This window comes from Gordonia sesuvii, from assembly GCF_036350415.1.
Lineage (GTDB): Bacteria > Actinomycetota > Actinomycetes > Mycobacteriales > Mycobacteriaceae > Gordonia > Gordonia sesuvii.
In genome coordinates this window covers 299,664-315,745 of the sequence record NZ_JAZDUF010000005.1, presented here as the reverse complement: position 1 = coordinate 315,745, position 16,082 = coordinate 299,664, and the positions used below count along the sequence as shown (strand labels likewise).

Sequence of the window (16,082 nt, the reverse complement as noted above, 5' to 3'; positions counted from 1 at the left end):
CGATTCAGTCCGGCAGGCTGTTCATGAACGGGCATCCCGCGAGCGTGCGCAATGCCTGGGAGAGCTCGTAGACGTCGGACACCGGTCGCGCGAAGGGCACGCGGACGTCGGAATCTCCGGCTGGTGCCTCGACACGGAACCGGATGCCGAATCGATCGAGGCCGAGCGGCCGAACCCGTCCGGATCGCATGTCGCGGGGAAGGCGCCGGGCGAGTTGCCCGACGAGGTCGGCGTGATCGGCGTCGAGGTGAGCGATCCAGTCGCCCTCGAACTCCCAGAAGGGGTCGGGTGCGGCTCCGGCGAGTTCCATTGATCCGACCGAGGCCGCGCCCGCCGAGGTGGCGATGACCGCATTGTCGATCTGCAGACGCAGCATCGAGTACCCGTGCCCGAGGTCGAGCAGTCCGTCGTCGGGATGCTCGGCAGCGATCTCCACGGCGAGGTCGCGTTCGAGATTGGCGGGCACCGCGTGCAGGCTGCCGTTCAGCCAGACCAACGACCGGACGCGTTCCCGCAGGTCGATCGGTGCGCAGTCGGTCACCTCGACCATCGCGGCGAGCCCATCCGAACACTCGCCGGCCAGCGTCATGGCCTCCCCGTCGGTGGGAACCAGCAGGAATGCCTGCGACTCGAACAGATGGACCACGTTGACGGTCGTGGTCTCCGCGCCCTCCACCGCGAGGGTGGCGCCGCCGACCTGGCGGCACGCGGTCTGGATCAGTTCGGCGTCCGACGGACGGTCGGTGACTGCGTGCGTCATGCGGTCCCTCGCTCTCGGCAGTGTGGTGAAGAAGAAGTTCGATCTGGAATGAAGGTAACCCTAACCTAAGGTGGTGTCGGCTGTCCGTCAATCCTTCCGATCACGCACGGGGCAACGACGGCCAGTGGGTCGCTCGCTCGACTAGGATCTTGTCGTGACTGTGTTCGCCTATTTCGGTCCCACGGGAACCTTCACCGAGATCGCGCTCGACCGGCTGTTGGCCGACCGTCTGCCCCGGCAGAGCGCGCCACGTCCGGCCGGTGACGTGCAGAAGGTCGCGGCGGTCAGTCCGGCGGCGACCATCGGCATGGTGCGCGGTGGAGTCGCCGACTTCGGGTGCGTCCCCATCGAGAGTTCGGTCGAGGGTGCGGTGCCGGCCACCGCGGATGCGTTGGTCCCGCCCGGCCCGGGCACGTCGGGCCGGGTGCAGGTCTTCGCCGAGGTGGTCCTCGACGTCGCGTTCACGATCGGCGCGCGGACCGCGCTGTCGCCGGTCGACGTCCGCACCGTGGCGGCCTACCCGGTGGCCGCCGCGCAGGTTCGCGAATCCATCGAAAAGCTCTATCCCAATGCACAATTCGTCACCGCATCGTCCAACTCGGCGGCCGCCGCCGATGTTGCCGCCGGCGCGGCGGACGTTGCCGTCACGACCTCGTTGGCGGCGCAATTGAACGGGCTGGTCGTGCTCGCCGACGGGGTGGCCGACGCCGCCGACGCCTACACCCGGTTCCTGCTGATCGGGGCGCCGGCGGCCCCTGCCGACGCGACCGGCTCCGACCGCACATCGGTGATCCTGGATCTACCCAACGTGCCGGGCAGCCTGATGACGGCGATGGATGAGTTCGCTTCGCGCGGAATCGATCTCACTCGCATCGAGTCCCGTCCGCGTCGCGACGTCCCGGGCTCGTACCGGTTCTACCTCGACGCTGTCGGCCACATCGACGACGATGCCGTCGGTGAGGCGTTGCGTGCGCTCTACCGGCGGTGCGAACGGGTGGTGTTCCTCGGGTCGTGGCCCACCGACCGGTCGACGGGATCTCAACCACCCGACACCGCCGAGAGTGCTGCATGGTTCGAACGACTTCGTCGCGGAGAGGACGGCTAGTGGCGAGGCTCCACCTGGTTCGACACGGAGAAACCACATCGAACGTCATGCGTCGCCTCGACACCGCGCTGCCGGGCGCCGCGCTGACCGATTTCGGTGTGCGACAGGGTGTCCGGTTCGCGCTGGAGAACCGCCCGGCGCAGGACGTGGTGTTGTTGAGTTCGCTCGCGCGGCGTGCGCAGCAGACCGCCGAACTCATCGGGTCGGTCTGGGATGTGGATTCGACCGTCACCGAGGGCATCCACGAAGTGCAGGTCGGTGAACTCGAGGACCGCTTCGACGACGACGCGCACGGCGTGTTCAAGGAGATCGTCGACCGATGGCATCAGGGCGACCTGGAGGCACGCATCCCGGGCGGCGAATCCCTGGCGATGGTCTATGACCGCTACCTGCCGGTGATCGAGGACCTGCGGGGTCGACATCTGCAGGGCGCCGACCAACGGGATGTGTACGTGGTCAGCCATGGTGCGGCGATCCGGTTGATCGCCGCCCGCCTGGCCGGGGTCGACCCGAGCTTCGCCGCCGGCACACACCTACGCAACACCGGCACCATCGAACTCGAATTCACCGACGGGAACTGGCATCTGCATCGCTGGGGCGCGGTGACCGGGCCGTTCGGCCCGCGGATCGACGAGCCGTTGGTCACCGACCCGATGGGGTGAGCCGCCCCTCCGGTGGTCCCGTCGATGGTCGAGTAGCCACCACCCCCCCCCGATGGTCGAGTAGCCACCACCCCCCGATGGTCGAGTAGCCACGACCCCCCGATGGTCGAGTAGCCACGAGGCGCTAGCCGAGTGGCGTATCGAGACCGGTTCTCGCGCAGGGCTTTCCGGGTACCTCACCACAGGTCTCGATACGGAGCCTCGCCTAGCGGCTCGGCCCCTACTCGACCAGCGGAAAGACCAGCGGGGGAGGGGGGAGCGATGGGGCGGAAGGCGGAGGACCGCGCCGTCAGCCCCACCCGTTGGCGTGCAGCCACTCGTCGCTGATGCCGAAATGGTGGGCGATCTCGTGGATGACCGTCACCGCCACCTCGTGCACCACTTCCTCACGGCTGTGGCACATGGCGAGGATCGGGTCACGGTAGATGGTGATCGTGTCGGGGAGGAATCCGCCGTACTCGTGGTCGCGCATCGTCAACGCCACCCCGTGGTAGAGGCCGAGGATCGTCGGCTCCTCCTCGTTGTACGGCTCGACGAGGATCACCACATTGGACATGTTGTCGGTCAGCTCGGAGGGGATGGTGTCCAGAGCGTCGGAGACCAGCCCGTCGAACTCGTCGTCGGACATGCGAACCGTCATCGGATCACCCGGCCGGTGCCGGCACTTCGTCCGGATTGGGCGCGATGCCCGGTGGCAACGGGACCGGGGTGGGCAGGGCGCGGCCCGGCGGCGCCTGCGGCGGTGGGACCGGCAGCTTGCCGTTGATCAGCACCGTCGACCGGGCGTCGCCGACGAGTGTGGCGAACCCGCCGCCGTCGGGCAGTCCGAGGTAGCACACCACCGTGCGGCTGCCGGCGAGCCAGCTGGGTTCCGACAGCACCGACCACTGCACGTTCAGTGTGGTGGCGTCGAGTTTCGGCTTACCGCCCAGGAATCGGGTGGCCTGCACCGGACAGATGGATCGCAAGTAGTCGTTCTGCGCCTCGACGCCGGGCCACGGCCTGCCCGACAGGCTGTTGCCGAACCGCTGGGCGAGCACCACCGTGCCCGTGGTCTGGAAGGCGTGCGGTTCGGTGCAGTTCACCGCGACACCGGTGGCCGCCTTCGTCGCCGGGTTGATGCCGACGCAGGTGCCGGGCGGCCATTGGAAGGACTGGTCCTGGTCGGCGACCCGACCCACGAACTGGTCGGCCATCCCGTCGGCGCCGGTCTGCTGCAGACCACACCGCAACTCGCGGGCGCCCTTGTCCCACTGAACCTGGGAGGGATACATCATCCCGACCGCGAAGCGGCCCTGCGGATCGAGCCGCCCGTCGAGGTAGCCGTCGACGATGACCGGGCACTGCTCGTCGCGGATCGCCGCGAATCGTTCGGTCCCCGGCCACGGAGCGGTCTCGCCGAACTCGCTGCCGGGCAACAGAGCGGTGTCCAGTGGGCCTGCCACCTCGAATCGGTGCGGCTGGTCGCACGCCACCTTGCTCGGGTCCCCCGGCGCACCTTCCGGCCAGTCGAGACAGTCCCCGGGTACCGACTCGGTGAAGGCGTTCTCCGCGAGCCGCTCACCTTCGCCGATGTCCGTGCCGCCGACGCTGCCGCTGTCGTTGAACACGCCCATCGCCAACGCGATCGCACCGGCGACGATCGCGCCGATCACCACCGCCGCGAGGACCACCCGGACCGGATTGTGCAGGAGTGAGCCACGCCAGCCCTGCTCCCGTTGCGGCTCGCTCGGTTCGTCGTCGGGTGGGGGCTCGTCGCCGGCGGGCACGTTCACCCAGTCGTCGGCCCCGTCTTTCGGGGTCTGGTCTTCGCCGTTCATCGGGATCCATCATGCCTGCTGTCGCGGAACGGCAGTACCGTCTCTCGGCCTACACTCGCGTCCGATGAGCTCTGAGCACCCCATCCCCGAACAGCCCGACCCCGACAGTCCGATCCCCGACGAGGTCGCCGGTCTGGCCGGTCGCCTGTTCGACATGGCCCGGGCCGGTGACGCGGCGACCCTGGCCGCCTACCTCGACGCCGGGGTGCCCGTCGCGCTGCGAAATCAGGCCGGCGACTCCCTGCTGATGCTCGCCGCGTATCACGGCTCGGCCGCGACGGTCGCCGCGCTGGTCGAGCGGGGTGCCGATGTCGACGCCGCCAACGACAAGGGCCAGACTCCGCTGGCCGGGGCGGTGTTCAAGGGCCATGACGACGTCGTCGAGACACTGGTGCGTGCGGGCGCCGACCCGTACGCCGGTACGCCCACCGCGGCCGACGCAGCCCAGATGTTCGGTCGCGAAGACTACGCGCAGTTGTGGCGCTCGGCCCTCCAGTAGGGTTTCACACGTGATCGACCTGAAGATTCTTCGTGAGAACCCCGACCTCGTGCGCACCTCTCAGCGGACCCGGGGCGAGGATCCCGGCCTGGTCGACGCGCTGCTGGACGCGGACGCTGCGCGCCGGGCCGCCATCGTCGAAGCCGACGGGCTGCGGTCGGAGCAGAAGGCGCTCGGCAAGCAGGTCGGCAAGGCGCAGGGTGAGGAGAAAACCGCACTGCTGGCCAAGGGCAAGCAACTCGCCGAGCAGGTCAAGGCGGCCGTCGCCCGACAGCACGAGGCCGACGAGGCGGCCGCGACCGCACACCGGGCCATCTCCAACCTCGTCGAGGACGGGGCGCCAGCCGGCGGCGAGGCCGACTACAAGGTGCTCGAGCACGTCGGCGAACCCGGCACGATCGATGAGCCGAAGGATCACCTCGAACTCGGGGAGTCGCTCGGTCTCATCGACATGGAACGCGGCGCCAAGGTCTCCGGGTCGCGGTTCTACTTCCTGACCGGGCAGGGCGCGCTGCTGCAGCTCGGGCTGCTCAACATGGCTGCGCAGAAGGCCGTCGCCAACGGCTTCACCCTGATGGTCCCGCCGGTGCTGGTGCGTCCGGAGATCATGGGCGGCACCGGGTTCCTCGGCGCGCACGCCGACGAGATCTATCACCTCGAAGACGACGACCTCTATCTCGTCGGCACCTCCGAGGTGCCGCTGGCCGGGTACCACTCCGACGAGATCATCGACCTCGCCGACGGACCGAAGCGCTATGCCGCCTGGTCGAGCTGCTTCCGTCGGGAGGCCGGCAGCTACGGCAAGGACACCCGCGGCATCATCCGGGTGCACCAGTTCGACAAGGTCGAGGGCTTCATCTACTGCAAGCCCGAGGACGCCGCCGCCGAGCATCAGAAGCTGCTCGGGTGGGAGCGCGAGATGCTCGCCGCGATCGACGTGCCCTACCGGGTGATCGACGTGGCCGGCGGCGACCTCGGTTCGTCGGCGGCACGCAAGTACGACTGCGAGGCGTGGGTCCCGACGCAGGGCACCTACCGGGAACTCACCTCGACCTCGAACTGCACCACCTTCCAGGCGCGGCGACTGTCCATCCGGTACCGCGACGAGAACGGCAAACCGCAGATCGCCGCCACCCTCAACGGCACTCTGGCCACGACGCGCTGGATCGTCGCGATCCTGGAGAACCACCAGCAGCCGGACGGCTCGGTGACGTTGCCACCCGAACTCGCCAAGTTCGTCGGCACCGACGTTCTCGAGCCACGCTGAGCCGGCGGATGCGATGAGTCCGAGCTGATGATGAGTCCGAGCCGATGACCGCCGGGATCATCATCGCGGTGATCGGCTCTTTCGCCTTCGCCGCCGCGGCGGTGCTCCAGGCGTTGGGCGCCGATCAGGTCGCGCAACGTGCGGCGGTGCGGGAGGAACGCCGGAAGTCGGCCCGCGCGCATCCGTCGGTGCGCTCGACCGTCGCGACCATGCTGACGGTGCCCTTCCTGGTGGGGTTCGTCTTCGACATCATCGGCTTCGTCGCGACGATCCTGTCCGCGCGGCTGATCCCGTTGTTCTTGTCGCAGACCATCATCTCGGCTCGCCTGGTCGCCACCGCCCTGCTCGCGATGGTGGTGTTGCACATTCGGCTGACGATGCGGGACTGGATCGCGGGCACCGTCGTTGTGGCCTCGCTGGTGCTGCTGGCCGTGTCCGCGGGCAGCGAGGGCTCCGTGAACGAACGGTGGATGCACTGGGCCGTGCTGGTGGCCGGCCCGGTGCTGTTCGGACTCGGACTGCTGTGTATGCGCATGCTGCACAAGCACATCGCCGCCGCGACCGGTCTGATGGCGGGTGCCGTGTTCGGTGTCATGGCGATCGCGTCGCGAATCGTCGACGGCCTCGACGAGTTCGACCTGGCGGCGATGTTCACCGACCCCGCACTGTATGCACTGCTGTTCAGCGGCATCACCGGTTTCTACCTGTTCACCGTCGCGTTGCAGACCGGGTCGGTGAACGGTGCGGCCGCAGCACTTGTCGTGGGGCAGACCGTGCTACCCGGTGCGGTGGGCATCATCTTCCTCGGCGACGTGACGCGGGCCGGGTGGGGGCCGGCGGCGATCATCGCGTTCGTCGCCGCCGTCGCCGGTGGCGTGGTGCTGTCGTCCTCGCGTGCGGTCACCGCGGTCGAAACCGCCGATGCGACGAACATGCCGTATGGCTACGGGCATCCGCCGAGGCAGGCTGCCCGCTCCGCGGACTGACCGCGAAGTCCCGGACGCCGATTTCGCTGGTATCCGACAAATACGGCGCCATCGTGCGAATCTGAAGTGCATGAAAATCGCAGTCCTGGGGGGCGACGGTTTCTGCGGGTGGCCGAGCTCGCTTCACCTGTCGGCGTCCGGTCACGATGTGACCATCGTCGACAGCCTGGTGCGCCGGCGGGCCGACGACGAATTGGGTGTGCAGTCCCTGACACCGATCGAACCCCTGGACGTGCGGGTGGCGGTGTGGAAAGACGTGAGCGGCCGCATCATCGACAACGTCGACCTGGACATCGCCCACGACTACGACGGCCTGGTGTCCATGCTGGATGACGTGCGACCGGATGTCGTCGTGCATTTCGCCGAACAACGCTCGGCCCCGTACTCGATGAAATCCCCGGCGCACAAGCGCTACACAGCCGACAACAACATCAACGCCACGCACAACGTGTTGGCCGCGATCGTGCAGAGCGGACGCGACGTGCATCTCGTCCACCTCGGCACCATGGGTGTCTACGGCTACGAGTCGGTCCCGCTCGACCTGCCGGAGGGGTATCTGACGGTCAGCTATCCCGACAACAACGGGGTGATGCGGGACCGCGAGATCCTCTATCCCACAAGGCCGGGCAGTGTGTACCACCTGACCAAGTCCATGGATCAACTGATGTTTCAGTTCTATGCGCAGAACGACGGTGTGCGCATCACCGATCTGCACCAGGGCATCGTCTGGGGAACACAGACGGCGGAGACCGAACAGGACGTGCGGCTGATCAACCGCTTCGACTACGACGGCGACTACGGCACCGTCCTCAACCGGTTCCTGGTGCAGGCAGCCATTGGCTATCCGCTGACCGTGCACGGAAGTGGCGGTCAGACAAGAGCATTCATCAACATCAACGACTCGATCGAGTGCATCCGCTTGGCCGTCGAATCCGGCGACGAGGTCGGCAACCGGGTGCGTGTGATGAACCAGATGACCGAGACGCACAAGGTCGCCGATCTCGCCGATCTCGTCGCCGACAAGGTGGGCGCCCAGATCGACCACCAGGTCAACCCACGCGCGGAAGCCGACGAGAACGCACTCAGCGTCCGCAACGACCGACTTCTCGGGCTCGGCCTCGACCCTGTCCGGCTCGATTCGGATCTTCTCACCGCGGAGATCGAACTGGGAAAGCACTACGCACATCGCATTGACATGAGCCGCATCCCGTGCCGCTCGTACTGGAACAGAGATCGTCAATCGGCAGCCGAGGAGTGACGGGTGAGCGACGACGAGAAATCGCCGGACGAGGATCGATCATCAGCTGACAACCCACAATCCGACAACCCACAACCCGAACAGCCGCACCTCGAGGATGATCGGTCCGCGGCGAACCCCGGCGATGAATCGCCTGCCCAGCCGAGGGAACCGGACCCGCCCGAGGACGAGTACTTCACCGGCGAGCGTGGGCGACGGATTCCGAAGTCGGCGCTGGTGGTTCTCGGGATCGCCCTGGCCGTGCTGCTGGTGTTCGTGTTCGCACGTCCGGGATGGTTCACCCGTGACGTCGGCGACCGCAGCCTGCACGTTCCGTCGGAACGTCACTTCGTGAAGTCGCTGGCCGGCGCCGGGCGCGAGGATGGCGTGTGGCTCACCGACGATTCGCCGGCATCGAGCTTTCTCGTCACCTTCCCGGCCGACTCGCCGCGCGAAGAGACCAGGGTGCACCTGCAGGGGGATACCAAGGTCGCCGAGGACAGCATCGTGTTCCTGACGGTTCGGATGGACGGCCAGCAGGTGTTCAAGGAAGAACTGCCGCGCGGCGACAACGAACTCGACGAGTACATCGACGTACCCGACCAGATCGCGGCCGATGGACAGGTCCGCGTCCAGGTGCGGGTCGACGGCGACCTCACCGACCAACAGTGCACCGCCGACCGCAGTACGGGTATGCAGGTGCACATCGCCGCCGATTCCGTGGCCGAGGCGGCGTTGTCGGAGCCCGTACACACGGTCCGAGACGCGGTCGTGTCCTGGGACCGCGACGTCACCGTCGTGGTGCCCGACCAGTCCGACGAGTGGCGGACTGCCGCCGCGCAGTTGGGGATCGCGCTGACCCAGGCCGGGCACGACGTCACCTTCTCCGCCGCGATGCCGGAGTCGGACGCCGACGACGTGCTGCTGGCCGGACCGCCGGCCGGGCTCGCCGACCTCGGATGGACGGCGCCCGACCAGGCCGAGGGTGCCCTGGCGGTCGGCACCGTCGACGACACACCCGTGCTGGCCGCGACGGAACCGGACGGCAGCGTGCTGGCGTCGCTCATCACCGAGAATCCGGTTGCCACCGCCGATTCCGCCGCCAGCGACCCGAGATCGGTTCCTGCGGCGGCACCGTCGGGCAACGAGATCGGATTGGCGGTGCTCGGTGCCGACATGTCGGTCACCGACGTGCTCGATGCGCAGAGTTGGCGCGTCCGATACTCGTTGAACGACCTGCCCGGTGGCCGCCTGCCGCAGGCCGTCCGAGTGGCGATACAACTACCCGCGACACCCGACGACCTCACCTGGGTGATGAACACCGAACTCAACGGCCAACTGCTGCAGAGCCGTCGGCTCACCCAGGCGACCGGCGACACCGTCGTCGCGCTGCCGCCTACCGGGCAACTGTTGAACAACGACCTGACCGTCTCGGTGCTGCGCGACCGGGATCTGGGCGGATGCGACGTCCGGGTGACGCCGTACCCGATGCAGCTGCTGCCGACGTCGTCGTTGCAGATGGGTAACGACCCGGGTGCCGGGTTCACCGCGTTGCCCCGTGTCCTGGCGCCGGGATTCGCCGTGCACATCCCGGACGCGTCGAACGCCGATGCCATCACCCAACTCGACACGATCGTCCCCGTGCTGTCCACTTTCGTTCCGTCACATTACAATCCGGAGTTCCGGTGGGGTGCGGCACCCAACCCGGGGCAACCGTACATCGTCGTCGGGGAGAGTCCGGGGGTGAACACGATGGTGCGCATCGTGGACGGGAGGATCGAGGCGGGCCCCGCCACACCCGCTCTCGACATCACCTCGTTCGAGACCGGCATGGTCATCCAGACCGCCACCGGGCCGGGCGCTGCGCGAGGGCTGTCCATCCAGTACGCGGGCGCCCCCGCCGGCATGGCGCTACCAGCGTTCGGACGGGAAACGGCCGAGGTGGTGACCGCGCAGGGCAGCTTCGCGGTCAATCCGGACGGCAGCACCGTGCCCAGCGATCAGGCGAGTGCAGGCGGTCCCGGATGACGATCGCGCCGCATCCCGAACACGCCACGGAAGCGATCGCCGATCACTTCCGTTCCGTCGACAGTGCACCCAAGGGCTACGCGATCGACCGTCCGGCTTCGGCGGTGAACGGGTTCCTCGTCACGTTCATCGGACTGACGATCATCGCGTTCTGCATTCGGACGTTCATGGTCCAAGGAGGTTTGGACGGTACGCCCCGCGATCTGGTCTTTCTCGGACACGACCGGGGGAGTGTGGTGTTCCCGGTCAGGTTGTTCGTCGCGCTGTTCTTCCTCACATACGCGATGCTCGCGTATTCCAACATCTGGCGGCGGTTGTATCTGGCGGGGGCACTGCTCGGCAAGTTCGCCATCTTCTGCATCGGTATCGACGTCATCGCCTGGGCGTTCCACAGTGCGGGGATCGTATCGATCTCGGTGTTCGCGGGACAGATGATCTCCGGTCTCACCGGGCTCGCCATCTTCCCGCACACGATCATGCGGCAGGCGCAATTGCCCGAGGCGGGTCCGCTCGCGAAACCGCCGCCGCTGCCGCGCAAAGCCTTCCTGCAGTGGGCCGGATGCCTGGCCCTGGCGGCGGCCGGCGCGGCAGTCGCGATGCACGTGCTCTATGACGTGATCGGCGTCCTGAAGCAGTTCGCCATCCTCGGCGGCATCGGCGCGGGCGTATTCCTCATGCAGCAGATCCTCGCTGTCTCCACCGCGATCATCGGGATCCGCGTGCTGCGCCGCTCGCGTGGCAGGGATTTCGCCCCGCCGATCGCGATTCTCGTTCCCGCACACAACGAGGCGCACAGCATCGGGGCGACCATCGAATCGGTGGACCGGGGTGCCGAGACCTACCCCGGGGACGTGCGCCTCTACGTCGTCAACAACGCCTCCTCGGATGCGACGGCTCAGGTAGCAGAAGAGACGATCGGCGACTGCCGGTTCATCACCGGCGTCGTCCTCGACTGCCCCACACCGGGCAAGGCCATCGCCCTGAACATGGGCGTGGAGCACATCACCGAGGAGTTCATCGTGCGCATCGACGCCGACACGGTGATCGGCCCGGGCTGTCTGGAAACGGCGATGCGTCATTTCGCCGACCCGAAGGTGGGCTGCGTGGGCGGGCTGCCGATGCCGTTGGAGGAGAAGACCTGGATCGACAAGTGTCGCCTCATCGAGGTGTACATGCGCCACGGCTTCTTCCAGGTCTCTCTCGACGGCTACGACGGCGTGATGGGGATCCCCGGGATGTTCGCCGTCTATCGGCGCAGTCAGTTGATCTCGGTCGGCGGCATGGTGCAGGGCATGAACGGCGAGGACACCGACATCTGCATGCGCCTGGCCGCTGCCGGGTACCGCAGCGTCGCCGATCCGACTGCCGTCTACTACAGCGAAACCCCTGTGTCCTACGCCCACCTACGGGAGCAACGCACCCGATGGTTCCGCAGCATCTATCACCTGACCGCGCGCAACCGCGGCCTGGTGTTCGACGGACGGACCATGATCGGGACATTCGTGCTCCCGTTCAACCTCGTCAACGCCGCGCGTCGCGCCATGCTGGCGCCGCTGTTGATCTACGCGTTGATCGCCTACACGATCTTCGGAACCACGTTCACCACCATGCGGTGGCAGCCTGTCGTCGCCACCCTGCTGGGGATGTCGCTGATCCTCACGGTGATCGTGTGTCTCATCTATCGCGCCAGTTCGGTCCGGTACGTGCTCCACTATCTCGGATTTCGCGTGTTGCGCAGCTACTTCACGCTGGCCTCGGCGCTGACGCTGATCTATCCGCCCATGCATCCGAAGATGCCGACAATGCGTCGCCGCGCGGCGCGATGATCGGCGGCCCTCACCCGCCCGACGTCTCGATCTCGCCGTCGAAGGCGAACGGGGTGTCGCCGGGTTGGCAACCCTTGACGTCCGCGGTGAGCATCGGCAGGCCCACGCCGACCATGTCGCTGCCACCGTTGGTGCCCTCACGGACTGTGATCTTGATGGCCGCGACGTCCACGAACTGTTCGGGCACGCCGAACGGCGCGACGTCACTGATCGGATACACGAGCGAGGCCGTGTTGCCCTTCACGTAGATGCAGGTGACGGGCCCGGTCACCTCGATCGGAGTCGGATCGGCACCGTTGAGGACAGTGGCCTTGTAGTCGCCGGTGGTCTCGCCGGATTCGGTCCGGTCGCCCTGCGCCTCGATGCGCAGCAGGTGGATCGTGGGGGTGAGCTGTAGGTCGCCGTCGATCGACAGGGTCGCCGGTTCGACGGCTGGTGCGGTGCCCGCGGCCATCGTGGCGGAAGCGACGGCCAGGCCGGACGCCGCGACCACGGATGCTGCGATGCGAGCTGATCTCCTCATGAGGTGTCTCCTTCTCGAGCCCCCGGAGTTTTCGCGTCCCCACCCCTTCAGGGAGTAACCCGACTCCCGCCCTCTCAACCGTAGGACGTCCGCTATCGCACCGAAAGGGCGCGGATATGCCCCGCCGGGCCGATACTGGTCCGGTGATCATCGGGATCGTCGCCGCGGTCGTCGCCGCGCTGGCCTACGGCACCGCATCCGTCCTACAGGCCCATGGCGCGCAGAGCGTCACCGAGCCGCCACCGGTCGGCGGTGCGGGGACGATGACCGCGACCCGTACCCCGACCCTGCGGTCGACGGTGACCGCGATGCTGACGATCTCGTTCCTCGCCGGGATCGGTCTCGACGCCGTCGGCTTCGTGGGCAACCTGGTCGCCGCCCGCGACCTGCCGTTGTTCCTCGCGCAGCCGATCGTCAGTGCGAACCTCGTCGTCACGGCCGTGCTGGCCGCGATCTTCCTGCATGTGCGACTGCGTACTCAGGACCGCATCGCGATCGGTGTCGTCGTGGTCGCGCTGATCGTGCTGGGGATCGCGGCCGCCGACGAAGGGCACGGGCACGACGCCACGTGGTTGCACTGGTCGGTGCTGCTGGTGGGTGTGGCCCTGTTCGCCGGCGGGCTCGCGTTGCTGCACTTCGCGGGCGGTCCCCGGACCGCGGCCATCGCCGGGCTGTTCGCGGGCGCACTGTTCGGTGTGATGGCGGTGGCGGTGCGCATCGTGCACGGACTCGATCCGTTCTCGCTGACCGAGATGCTCACCGACCCAGCCGCCTACGCCGTGGTCGGCTGCGGGATCTGCGGCTTCTATCTGTTCACCGTCGCGTTGCAGACCGGGTCGGTCAACGGTGCCGCGGCGGCCCTCGTCGTCGGGGAGACGGTGGTGCCGGGAGCCGTCGGTCTGGCGCTGCTCGGGGACGCCACCCGCGCCGGCTGGGGGCCGGTCGCGGTGATCGCGTTCATCGCGGCGGTGGTCGGTGCGGTGGTGGTGGCGTCGTCGCCGGCCGTGCCTCAGGGGTGATCAGGTGCGGTGCGTCGCCGCCAGCGCCTCGATCATCGCGACCAGCATCTCGACGACCGTCTCCTGCTCAGGCCGGTGCGTGCTGCTCGCCCACCGGTGTCCGGTGGCGGTCAACGCACCGATGAAAGCTGCTGCCTCGTAGGCGAATCCGAACCCCGTCTCATCCGGGCCGAGGATCGCGGCGGCCGCCCCGTCGAAGAATGCGGTCCACTCCTCCCGGGATCGCACCCGGTGGCCCTCCACCCGTGCGCTGACGCCGCCGACCTCGACGAATGCGATGCGCATCCGCCGTGGATCGGCCGCAACCGAATCGAAGAAGGCGGCGATCGCCGGTCGGGCCCGATCCGCGATGGTCGCCGCAGGGTCGTCGACGCCGGCGAACGCGGCGGCCACCGCCGTCCGCGCCTCGGCATGGATCAGGTCGTACACCGCGATCAGCAGATCCTCACGGCTGTCGAATGATTCGTAGAACTGTCGCCGGGACAGGCCGGCGACCGAACAGATCGCCGACACCGTGCCGCCCGAATATCCCTGCGTCCCGAACACCTCGAGGGCCGCCGACATGAACCGCTCGCGTCGGTCGGCGCGGCGTTCGGTCATCGGGCGGCCCCGATAGGAGCGGTGTGTCACAGGGTCTCTCGAGTTCTACTGTTGCCTCGTCTACTGCGGGCTCGTCAGGATTCCAGTCGTTGTGCGCGCAACTCGTGACCCTTGGACGTCAGGCAACGCCCGGAGGTCAGATCCCACTGCCAGCCGTGCAGGTTGCACGTCAGCTTCTCACCCTCGACGACACCGAACTTCGACAGATCAGCCTTCAGATGCGGGCACCGGCGCTGCATCTCCCAGCCGTCCTTGACGATCGACGCCGAATCGTCGTGCGCCTCCGCGAACCAGCCGTCCGCGTAGGCGATCCGCTCGTCGGTGAGGCATTTGAAGAAGGTGTACAGGTACTCGTTGTAGCCGCCGATCCGCCACGTGGTGAACCGCGTGGACAGGAAGATGGTGTTCACCCAGTCGGGTTCGTCGTCGCGCAGCACCGTCCGGACCAACTCCGGGGCGATCCGGAAACCGTAGCGGTACTTGCCCTCTCCCTCTTTCGGCTCACGCACGATCCGGTTGGGGAAGTCCAGCACCACCGTCTGCTCACCCATGACGAGCCCCACGGGATAGCCAATGCCGTCACAGATCAGGTCCGACTGGGCCATGATCGGCTCGAACAGTTGACGCAGCGGCTCCAGGAGCGATTCGCCGTCGTCGACGGCCCAGGTGGCCTTCTGCGCGGCGATGACCGGGGCGAACTTCTCCTTCATCTGCTCGAGGTAGGCCTGCTTGTGCTCGCCGAACACCTGCTCCGGCGGATACGGATGCGCGACCTCGTTGAGCTCGGAGCCGGTGAAGTCGGCGACCGAGCCGGACACCATCATCAGGCCCCGGTGGCGTTCACCGTCGTCGGTGCCGTGGATCGTCATCTGCTCCAAGAACGTGGCCTGGTCCGGGAAGATCGACGTCACGTCGCCAGGTCGGGGATTCTCCCCTTCCTCGCCATCGACGCCCGATCCGAAGTCGTTGAGCGCGAACAGATCCTCGTCGAGGAACATCGGCGGACCGGCGGACGGCACCACCCAGGTGGCACCCACCTGCTCGATGTAGGACCGCGCCCGGTCCATGCCGCGCTGGCGTTTCTGCGCCGCGAAGTTCGCCTTCGACTTGCGCGGGATGTCGTAGACCATCGGATACCAGATGGCGCCCGAATACTGCAGCAGATGCACGTCGACGTGCCCGAACGCCTCGGAGATCACGTCGAGATCGATCGGGCGAGCGTCGTTCATGTTGAAGCAGGTCGTCTCGCCGTCGGAGACGATCAGCCCGCTGTCGCCGATCGGTCCGTCCGCCGGGGCGCGCAGCGCGACGATCATCACGTCCAGCGATCCCTTCGGGCCGCTGACCGTGGTCTTCACCGAGTCCTCGGTCTCCACGAACTTGTGGAACCCCAGGTTTTCCAACTCCCGTTTGAGATCCGGCACCGGATAGTCGGGCAGCAGGACCGTGGCGTCCTTGTTGATGTTCTCCCGCAGATTGCGCTCGTCGAAGTGATCGCGGTGCAGGTGCGAGACATACAGGTAGTCACAGTCGCCGAGCGAGCGCCAGTCGAGCTCCGAATTGTCCGGGAACGGCACCCACGACGCGAAGTAGGCAGGGTTGACCCAGGGATCGCAGAGGATCGACCCGGCCGTCGTCTGGATGTGGAAACCGGCATGGCCGACGCTGGTGATCTGCACGGATGGCCTTTCATGGACTGTGCGGTTCGTGACGATGCGCTGGGCTGCGCGGGTGTCGCTCGAACTACCAA

Annotated in this window: 15 protein-coding genes; 9 read left to right on the top strand and 6 right to left on the bottom strand. The window is 67.4% G+C overall.

The window, feature by feature from the left end:
- Positions 1-4 precede the first annotated feature (4 nt).
- Complete coding sequence (locus VZC37_RS18200) at positions 5-760, bottom strand: DUF2470 domain-containing protein (protein ID WP_330434307.1); 756 nt, start codon at positions 758-760, stop codon at positions 5-7.
- A 154-nt stretch (positions 761-914) separates the two neighbouring features.
- On the opposite strand from VZC37_RS18200, the gene pheA reads away from it, so the two are divergent.
- Complete coding sequence (pheA, locus tag VZC37_RS18195; protein WP_330434305.1) at positions 915-1,865, top strand: prephenate dehydratase; 951 nt, start codon at positions 915-917, stop codon at positions 1,863-1,865.
- Positions 1,865-2,527 carry a histidine phosphatase family protein gene (locus VZC37_RS18190; protein ID WP_330434303.1) on the top strand — a complete coding sequence of 221 codons (663 nt, stop codon included), beginning with the start codon at positions 1,865-1,867 and terminating at the stop codon, positions 2,525-2,527. Before pheA ends, VZC37_RS18190 begins: the two co-directional genes overlap by 1 nt.
- Before the next feature lie 289 nt (positions 2,528-2,816).
- Here VZC37_RS18190 and VZC37_RS18185 read toward each other — a convergent pair whose 3' ends face one another.
- Together VZC37_RS18185 and VZC37_RS18180 are read right to left on the bottom strand one after the other, a co-directional pair.
- Entirely contained in the window at positions 2,817-3,167 is a 351-nt protein-coding gene (locus VZC37_RS18185) for a metallopeptidase family protein (RefSeq protein ID WP_330434301.1), read from the bottom strand.
- A 4-nt stretch (positions 3,168-3,171) separates the two neighbouring features.
- Positions 3,172-4,347 (bottom strand): septum formation family protein, encoded by a 1,176-nt coding sequence (locus VZC37_RS18180; RefSeq protein WP_330434298.1) that lies wholly within the window; start codon positions 4,345-4,347, stop codon positions 3,172-3,174.
- Positions 4,348-4,411: 64 nt separating this feature from the next.
- Here VZC37_RS18180 and VZC37_RS18175 point away from each other — a divergent pair, with 64 nt between their 5' ends.
- From VZC37_RS18175 to VZC37_RS18150, 6 genes are all read left to right on the top strand, one after another.
- Positions 4,412-4,846: an ankyrin repeat domain-containing protein gene (locus VZC37_RS18175; protein ID WP_330434296.1), complete on the top strand. Its 435-nt coding sequence runs from the start codon at positions 4,412-4,414 to the stop codon at positions 4,844-4,846.
- A 10-nt stretch (positions 4,847-4,856) separates the two neighbouring features.
- Positions 4,857-6,113 carry a serine--tRNA ligase gene (gene serS, locus VZC37_RS18170; RefSeq protein ID WP_330434294.1) on the top strand — a complete coding sequence of 419 codons (1,257 nt, stop codon included), beginning with the start codon at positions 4,857-4,859 and terminating at the stop codon, positions 6,111-6,113.
- Between the two features lie 44 nt (positions 6,114-6,157).
- Positions 6,158-7,099, top strand: coding sequence for an EamA/RhaT family transporter (locus VZC37_RS18165; protein ID WP_330434292.1), 942 nt, complete (start codon positions 6,158-6,160; stop codon positions 7,097-7,099).
- Positions 7,100-7,169: 70 nt separating this feature from the next.
- Positions 7,170-8,357 carry an NAD-dependent epimerase/dehydratase family protein gene (locus VZC37_RS18160; protein WP_330434290.1) on the top strand — a complete coding sequence of 396 codons (1,188 nt, stop codon included), beginning with the start codon at positions 7,170-7,172 and terminating at the stop codon, positions 8,355-8,357.
- Between the two features lie 3 nt (positions 8,358-8,360).
- The gene (locus tag VZC37_RS18155) at positions 8,361-10,364 is read left to right on the top strand and encodes a hypothetical protein (protein ID WP_330434288.1); all 2,004 of its coding nucleotides are present in this window, start codon (positions 8,361-8,363) and stop codon (positions 10,362-10,364) included.
- Positions 10,361-12,190: a glycosyltransferase family 2 protein gene (locus VZC37_RS18150; RefSeq protein WP_330434286.1), complete on the top strand. Its 1,830-nt coding sequence runs from the start codon at positions 10,361-10,363 to the stop codon at positions 12,188-12,190. Before VZC37_RS18155 ends, VZC37_RS18150 begins: the two co-directional genes overlap by 4 nt.
- Before the next feature lie 10 nt (positions 12,191-12,200).
- Here VZC37_RS18150 and VZC37_RS18145 read toward each other — a convergent pair whose 3' ends face one another.
- The gene (locus tag VZC37_RS18145) at positions 12,201-12,713 is read right to left on the bottom strand and encodes a hypothetical protein (protein WP_330434284.1); all 513 of its coding nucleotides are present in this window, start codon (positions 12,711-12,713) and stop codon (positions 12,201-12,203) included.
- A 143-nt stretch (positions 12,714-12,856) separates the two neighbouring features.
- On the opposite strand from VZC37_RS18145, the gene VZC37_RS18140 reads away from it, so the two are divergent.
- The gene (locus VZC37_RS18140; RefSeq protein WP_330434281.1) at positions 12,857-13,732 is read left to right on the top strand and encodes a hypothetical protein; all 876 of its coding nucleotides are present in this window, start codon (positions 12,857-12,859) and stop codon (positions 13,730-13,732) included.
- Here VZC37_RS18140 and VZC37_RS18135 read toward each other — a convergent pair whose 3' ends face one another.
- Together VZC37_RS18135 and VZC37_RS18130 are read right to left on the bottom strand one after the other, a co-directional pair.
- Positions 13,733-14,332 (bottom strand): TetR/AcrR family transcriptional regulator, encoded by a 600-nt coding sequence (locus VZC37_RS18135; RefSeq protein WP_330434279.1) that lies wholly within the window; start codon positions 14,330-14,332, stop codon positions 13,733-13,735.
- 74 nt (positions 14,333-14,406) lie between these two features.
- On the bottom strand, positions 14,407-16,011 hold the full coding sequence (locus VZC37_RS18130) for a Rieske 2Fe-2S domain-containing protein (RefSeq protein WP_330434276.1): 1,605 nt from the start codon (positions 16,009-16,011) through the stop codon (positions 14,407-14,409).
- Positions 16,012-16,082: the final 71 nt, after the last annotated feature.

What these genes read in the sequence shown, in the direction of transcription:
- VZC37_RS18200 (WP_330434307.1), bottom strand. Translation starts at nt 760, where the DNA reads ATGACGCACGCAGTCACCGACCGTCCGTCGGACGCCGAACTGATCCAG.
- VZC37_RS18185 (WP_330434301.1), bottom strand. Translation starts at nt 3,167, where the DNA reads ATGACGGTTCGCATGTCCGACGACGAGTTCGACGGGCTGGTCTCCGAC.
- VZC37_RS18180 (WP_330434298.1), bottom strand. Translation starts at nt 4,347, where the DNA reads ATGAACGGCGAAGACCAGACCCCGAAAGACGGGGCCGACGACTGGGTG.
- VZC37_RS18175 (WP_330434296.1), top strand. Translation starts at nt 4,412, where the DNA reads ATGAGCTCTGAGCACCCCATCCCCGAACAGCCCGACCCCGACAGTCCG.
- VZC37_RS18165 (WP_330434292.1), top strand. Translation starts at nt 6,158, where the DNA reads ATGACCGCCGGGATCATCATCGCGGTGATCGGCTCTTTCGCCTTCGCC.
- VZC37_RS18160 (WP_330434290.1), top strand. Translation starts at nt 7,170, where the DNA reads ATGAAAATCGCAGTCCTGGGGGGCGACGGTTTCTGCGGGTGGCCGAGC.
- VZC37_RS18150 (WP_330434286.1), top strand. Translation starts at nt 10,361, where the DNA reads ATGACGATCGCGCCGCATCCCGAACACGCCACGGAAGCGATCGCCGAT.
- VZC37_RS18145 (WP_330434284.1), bottom strand. Translation starts at nt 12,713, where the DNA reads ATGAGGAGATCAGCTCGCATCGCAGCATCCGTGGTCGCGGCGTCCGGC.
- VZC37_RS18135 (WP_330434279.1), bottom strand. Translation starts at nt 14,332, where the DNA reads ATGACCGAACGCCGCGCCGACCGACGCGAGCGGTTCATGTCGGCGGCC.